The following is a 3,696-nucleotide window of genomic DNA, read 5'->3' as shown; positions in this document are numbered from 1 at the left end:
CCGAGTGGTTAAAGGCAGCAGACTGTAAATCTGCCCGTGCAAGCGTACGCTGGTTCGAATCCAGCCCTGTCCACCAACCTCCAAGACCGAGACGAAGATCGCTTCGGCGCGGAGTAAAAGGGTGACGTGGAAGCCGCGATCCCGATGAAGCCTGCTCTGTATCTTCTCATCATGACCGCCGCGCCCGCGATGGCGCAGGACAGCCGTCACATTCCGATGGGCAGCCCGCTCGGCGAGATGCCGATCCTGATCTCGCCCCATGCAATCGGCTTTTCGACGCGCCCGCTCATTTCAGACGAGGCGTGGGAGCGTGCGCAACGCGCCGCCGTCGCGCGCGCGCGTGCCCGTCCCGAAATGCGCGCGCTCGAGAGGCGGATGGCCGAGCTGGATCGGGAAGCGAATCTGGCCACGGCAAAGGGGCCCGGACGCGGCAATCCCTGAATATGCGCGGTCCGAGGGAGATCATCGGCGATGTTGCGTGGATGCAACAGGTCATAGAATCGAGTTCCGATCGCGTTTACGCTGCAACGCTTTTCGACGAGGGGATTTACCAATTTCGTTCGTGGGAGATCGTCATGCGCCTAGCGTTCGCTGTCCTCTGCTTTGCCGCCGCCGCCTCTCCCCTGTCCGCTCAAAGCCTACGGCCGTTCACCGTCGGCGTTACCGGTGGCACGTTGGGCATCGGTCCCGAGGTCACCTACGACATCAATCCATTCTTATCGGTGCGCGGTTCGGCAACCTTCTTCGGCGTCGGCGCCAGCGGCAGCACCGCCAGCTATCGCTATAGGGGTCACGCCCACGTCAGCAATTTCGGCGGCACGATCGATTTCCACCCGTTTGTCAACGGTTTCCGCCTCTCGGCCGGCGCAAGGTCGACCGAACATAACCGCGTGAGTTTTACCGGCACCGCGCGCAACAACCGCACATTTTCCGGTGTGATCTATACGCCCGACCAGGTCGGTCCGCTCAACGGTGAGGTGCGGGCGAAATCGATCTCGCCGCTGGTCAGCGTCGGCTATGTCAGAAGCACGCTGATAGGACTGACCTTCGGCTTCGACGCGGGCGTGATGTTCCATGGTCGGCCGACCGCCTATAATTTCTCCGCGCCCGGTCAGCTCGGAACCAATCCCGCCGCAGCATCGGAATATGCCAACCAGCAGCAGCGGGTCGAGAACGAAGTCGACGGGCTGAAATATTATCCCATCGCGCAACTCAGCGTCGGATATCGTTTCTAAATCCACCACGCCGATTTCGGATCATCGGCTATCTTCACCTTATCGAACTGGCTGGCGGCTTGAAACGCCGCGCCCTTCGCGTACCAGCATCGGTATGCGCCGTGGTCATCGCCCCTCCGTCCCCTCCTCCAATCGCCCGCGCTTCTGGGGGCGGCATGCGGTGGCGGCGGCGCTCGCCAATTCGGAGCGGACGGTGCGGCGGATCTGGGCGACGCGCGAGGCCGCGGCGGCGTTCGGCGGCTTCGATCCCGCGATCCCGATGAGCTTCGCCGAGGCGCCCGATCTGGGGCGGCTGGTGCCCTCCGACGCGCCGCATCAGGGGATCGTGATCGAGGTCGATCCGCTGGAGGAGATCTGGCTGGGCGATCTGCTGATGCAGGGCGCGGACGACCGGCGGCCGCTGGTCGTGCTCGATCAGGTGACCGATCCGCACAATGTCGGCGCGGTACTGCGCTCGGCGGCGGCGTTCGGGGCGCTGGGGCTGGTGACGCAGGACCGGCATGCGCCGCCGGAAAGCGGCGCGCTCGCCAAGGCGGCGTCGGGCGCGCTGGAATTCGTGCCATGGGTGCGCGTCGTCAATCTGGCACGCGCGCTGGGCGAGATCGGCGAGGCGGGCTTCTGGCGGATCGGGCTCGCGGGAACGGGCCGGCGCGGGCTGGAGGAGGCGATCGGCACCGCGCGGGTCGCGCTGGTGCTGGGCGCCGAGGGCGAGGGGATGCGCCAGAACACCGAGACGCATTGCGACGAGATCGCGCGGCTGCCGATCAGCCCGAAGGTGGAGAGCCTGAACATCTCCAACGCGGCGGCGATCGCGCTCTATGCCGAGGCGCGGCGGCGGTAGGGGACGGTCCTCCCCTGGAAGGGGAGGGGCCGGCGATGGTGAATGGGACCCACTATCGTGAGGGCGATACCCCTCCGTCATCGCTGCGCGATGCCACCTCCCCTGCCAGGGGAGGATCTTAGAATCTGTTCTGTTGACGTTATACTCTCGTCACCCCGGCCTTGAGCCGGGGTCCCGCTGCTTGGCCGACGCTGAAGAAGAAGCGGGACCCCTGCTCAAGACCGGGGTGACGGTTCAGCTTGGACAGGGGAGCCGCCGGCGATCAATCCTCTTCGGCGATGCGGATCTTGAGGCCGTCGAGCGCTTCGCCGAAGGGAAGCTGGCAGGAGAGGCGCGAGGTCGAATCGCGATGATCGGAGCTGTCGAGCAGATCATTCTCGTCGTCGCTCATCGGCGGCAGGGCGTCGGCGAAAGCGGGATCGACGTGGACGTGGCAGGTAGCACAGCTACAGCAGCCGCCGCACAGCGCGAGCAGCTCGTCGATCCCTGCGTCGCGGATGACTTCCATGACCGAAAGGCCGGCTTCGCCCTCCAGCTCGCGCTCTTCGCCTTCGCGAGTGACGACGATCAGCTTCGGCATTAGGGACTCCTTTTCGAATAATGCTGTCCGCGCTCCTATGTCGCGCGCGGCGCGCTGGCAATAAGGCGAAGCGATGGGATTGACGGCCGAGCGATTGCGCGCGGGCATGGACGCGCTGGCGCGGATCGAGCCGGGGATCGCGGCGGGCATCGCGCGCCACGGCTATCCCGACACGCGCATCCGCGCGCGCGGGCATGCGACGATGCTGCGCACGATCATCGGCCAGCAGGTGAGCGTGCAATCCGCCGCGGCGATCTGGGGGCGGATGGAGCAGGCGCTGGGCGCGGAGATGGCGCCCGAAGTGCTGGCGGCGGCGCCCGACGAGATGCTGCGCGCGTGCGGGCTTTCGCGGCAGAAGAGCGGCTATGTGAAGAGCCTTGCCGAACTGGTGGCGAGCGGCGAGGTCGATTTCGCGAACCTGCCGGTGGACGACGAGGAAGCGATCGCGACGCTGACGCGGATCAAGGGGATCGGGCGCTGGTCGGCGGAAATCTATCTGCTGTTCGCCGAGGGGCGCGGCGACATCTGGCCGGCGGGCGACCTCGCGGTGCAGATCGAGGTGGGAATATTGCTCGGCCACGATGCGCGGCCGAGCGAAACGTTGGTGCGCGAGATCGCCGAGGCGTGGCGGCCGCACCGGGGTGCCGCGGCGATCTTCGCGTGGCACCATTATGGCGCGCGGATCGCGGCGGGGCGGGCCGAGGGTAAGGGGGGGAAGATGCCGCTTTGACGGGGGGCTATTCTTTCGATGTCGCCCCGGACTTGATCCGGGGTCCCGCTACCATCTGTCCGGGAGCAGCAAGCGGGACCCCGGATCAAGTCGGGGGTGACGGGCGCTAGGGGGTGAGTGAATCGCGCAAGGTTAGCGCGTCCTCGGTGGCGGCGCCGGCGGCGGTGTTGTCGTAGATCGTCCAGACCTCGCCTGGCGCGCTGCGGGCCGAGGCGGCGTGGTCCGCGACACGCTCCGAGCCGTAAGGCGACCAGTAGATTCGCGGGCTGCCGTGGAGGCGGCGGTAGGTGAGGCCGCGCCAGCCGCCCGG

General features: G+C 66.8%; 5 protein-coding genes and 1 pseudogene. 4 read left to right on the top strand and 2 right to left on the bottom strand.

The genetic code is table 11. From position 1 onward, the window contains the following. Positions 1-144: 144 nt before the first annotated feature. From HUU94_RS06870 to HUU94_RS06860, 3 genes are all read left to right on the top strand, one after another. Positions 145-441: a hypothetical protein gene (locus HUU94_RS06870; RefSeq protein WP_174274357.1), complete on the top strand. Its 297-nt coding sequence runs from the start codon at positions 145-147 to the stop codon at positions 439-441. Positions 442-482: 41 nt separating this feature from the next. Continuing rightward, on the top strand, positions 483-1,235 hold the full coding sequence (locus HUU94_RS06865) for a hypothetical protein (RefSeq protein WP_174274356.1): 753 nt from the start codon (positions 483-485) through the stop codon (positions 1,233-1,235). Positions 1,236-1,329: 94 nt separating this feature from the next. After that, positions 1,330-2,076, top strand: coding sequence for a TrmH family RNA methyltransferase (locus HUU94_RS06860; protein ID WP_174274355.1), 747 nt, complete (start codon positions 1,330-1,332; stop codon positions 2,074-2,076). Between the two features lie 262 nt (positions 2,077-2,338). Here the strand turns inward: HUU94_RS06860 and HUU94_RS06855 are convergent, their stop codons facing one another. Next, positions 2,339-2,656, bottom strand: a complete 318-nt coding sequence (locus tag HUU94_RS06855) for a 2Fe-2S iron-sulfur cluster-binding protein (RefSeq protein ID WP_174274354.1) — start codon at positions 2,654-2,656, stop codon at positions 2,339-2,341. A 73-nt stretch (positions 2,657-2,729) separates the two neighbouring features. On the opposite strand from HUU94_RS06855, the gene HUU94_RS06850 reads away from it, so the two are divergent. After that, the gene (locus HUU94_RS06850) at positions 2,730-3,386 is read left to right on the top strand and encodes a DNA-3-methyladenine glycosylase family protein (RefSeq protein WP_174274353.1); all 657 of its coding nucleotides are present in this window, start codon (positions 2,730-2,732) and stop codon (positions 3,384-3,386) included. A gap of 106 nt (positions 3,387-3,492) precedes the next feature. On the opposite strand, the pseudogene HUU94_RS06845 reads toward HUU94_RS06850, so the two are convergent. Continuing rightward, positions 3,493-3,696, bottom strand: a pseudogene (locus HUU94_RS06845) (DUF72 domain-containing protein); the annotation flags it as partial.

The sequence above is a fragment of the Sphingomonas bacterium genome (assembly GCF_903644055.1).
Classification (GTDB): Bacteria; Pseudomonadota; Alphaproteobacteria; order Sphingomonadales; family Sphingomonadaceae; genus Sphingomonas_I.
This window is presented reverse-complemented; position numbering and strand designations above follow the sequence as displayed.

What these genes read in the sequence shown, in the direction of transcription:
- HUU94_RS06870 (WP_174274357.1), top strand. Translation starts at nt 145, where the DNA reads ATGAAGCCTGCTCTGTATCTTCTCATCATGACCGCCGCGCCCGCGATG.
- HUU94_RS06855 (WP_174274354.1), bottom strand. Translation starts at nt 2,656, where the DNA reads ATGCCGAAGCTGATCGTCGTCACTCGCGAAGGCGAAGAGCGCGAGCTG.
- HUU94_RS06865 (WP_174274356.1), top strand. Translation starts at nt 483, where the DNA reads ATGCAACAGGTCATAGAATCGAGTTCCGATCGCGTTTACGCTGCAACG.
- HUU94_RS06850 (WP_174274353.1), top strand. Translation starts at nt 2,730, where the DNA reads ATGGGATTGACGGCCGAGCGATTGCGCGCGGGCATGGACGCGCTGGCG.
- HUU94_RS06860 (WP_174274355.1), top strand. Translation starts at nt 1,330, where the DNA reads ATGCGCCGTGGTCATCGCCCCTCCGTCCCCTCCTCCAATCGCCCGCGC.